The organism is Membranihabitans marinus (genome assembly GCF_019802045.1).
Classification (GTDB): Bacteria; Bacteroidota; Bacteroidia; order Chitinophagales; family Saprospiraceae; genus Membranihabitans; species Membranihabitans marinus_A.
In genome coordinates, this window is the sequence record NZ_JAHVHU010000042.1 from 1 (window position 1) to 1337 (window position 1337).

Consider the following 1337-nt stretch of genomic DNA (forward strand, 5'->3'; position numbering starts at 1 on the left):
GGGGGGCTGAAAAATTTTTTTTACATTTTTCCGCCCCCGATCATTGGGATTCATGATTTGTAAATCTTATATTAAAAATTATGAAGAACCAAAAAGTAGACGAGTTACTAGACTCAATTTTAGAACAGGTTGATGACAAAAGCAGCCTGATGGAAGTACAAGACAAACTATTTAAACGAGGAGTAGAAGCACTTCTGAATTCCGAAATGGAGGCTCATTTGGGCTATGAAAAAGGCGATAAGCCTATCTCTGAAAATGTCCGTAACGGATTCTCTGAAAAGACATTGAAGACTGACAAAGGAGATGTCATTATAAAGGTCCCCAGGGATCGTAACAGCTCTTTTGACCCTGTGACTGTTCCCAAACATGAAACGATGACAGGTGCGATCTATGACACTGTATTGCTGTTATACGCCAAGGGCATGAGCAATTCTGACATCATTGACTTCATTGAGCATACATACGGCATTCAGTATTCCACTTCCCAGGTATCTGTCATCACTAATACCCTCATGGAAGATATCCAGGCATGGCGATCCAGACCACTACAGGATCAGTATGCTATAGTGTGGATCGATGCTATTCATTATAAAATACGCCACGAAGGGAAAGTGATATCTAAAGCAGCTATGATTATATTGGGCGTTGACATGACTGGCAAACAAGATATACTGAGTATTGAAATAGTTGAAAACGAATCCGCCAGTAACTGGATGAATATGTTTAAAAACCTGAAAATGAGGGGTGTTGAAGATATTCTGTTCTTATGTTCTGACAATCTTGCAGGATTGGATAAAGCAGCAGAAGCAATATTCCCTAAAAGCATCCGTCAGATCTGCATTGTACACCAAATCAGAAACTCTCTTAAGTTTGTATCCTATAAGGATAAAAGAGCCATTATGAAGGATATCAAAGCCATTTACCAGGCTGACAACCAAGAGCAGGCAAAACAAGCATTTGAAGCTTTTAAATCGAAGTGGAAAGGCAAGTATGATCAGGCTATTGATTCATGGGATGAGAATTGGGATAATCTTACCTCATTCTTAGATTATCCACCGGCTATCCGCAAACTCATATACACGACGAATATCATCGAAAGCTTTAATTCAACTTTACGTAAATACACCAAAAACAAAAAGGTCTTTCCAAATGACCAATCAGCCATAAAATCCATTTATTTGGCTGCTCAGCAAATACGAAAGAAATGGCATAAAAAACGAAGTGGCTGGAATAAAATTTATAACCAATTGTACATTTATTTTGAAGATCGAATAAAATAAATCATTTTTGAAACTATTGATTCCCTATGATTCATACACAAAATTCTGCATAGGCTC

Annotated in this window: 1 protein-coding gene; it reads left to right on the forward strand. The window is 37.8% G+C overall.

What is annotated here, in order from left to right:
* Nucleotides 1-80 precede the first annotated feature (80 nt).
* Complete coding sequence (locus KUV50_RS19285) at nucleotides 81-1280, forward strand: IS256 family transposase (protein WP_222581847.1); 1200 nt, start codon at nucleotides 81-83, stop codon at nucleotides 1278-1280.
* The last annotated feature ends 57 nt before the right edge of the window (nucleotides 1281-1337 follow it).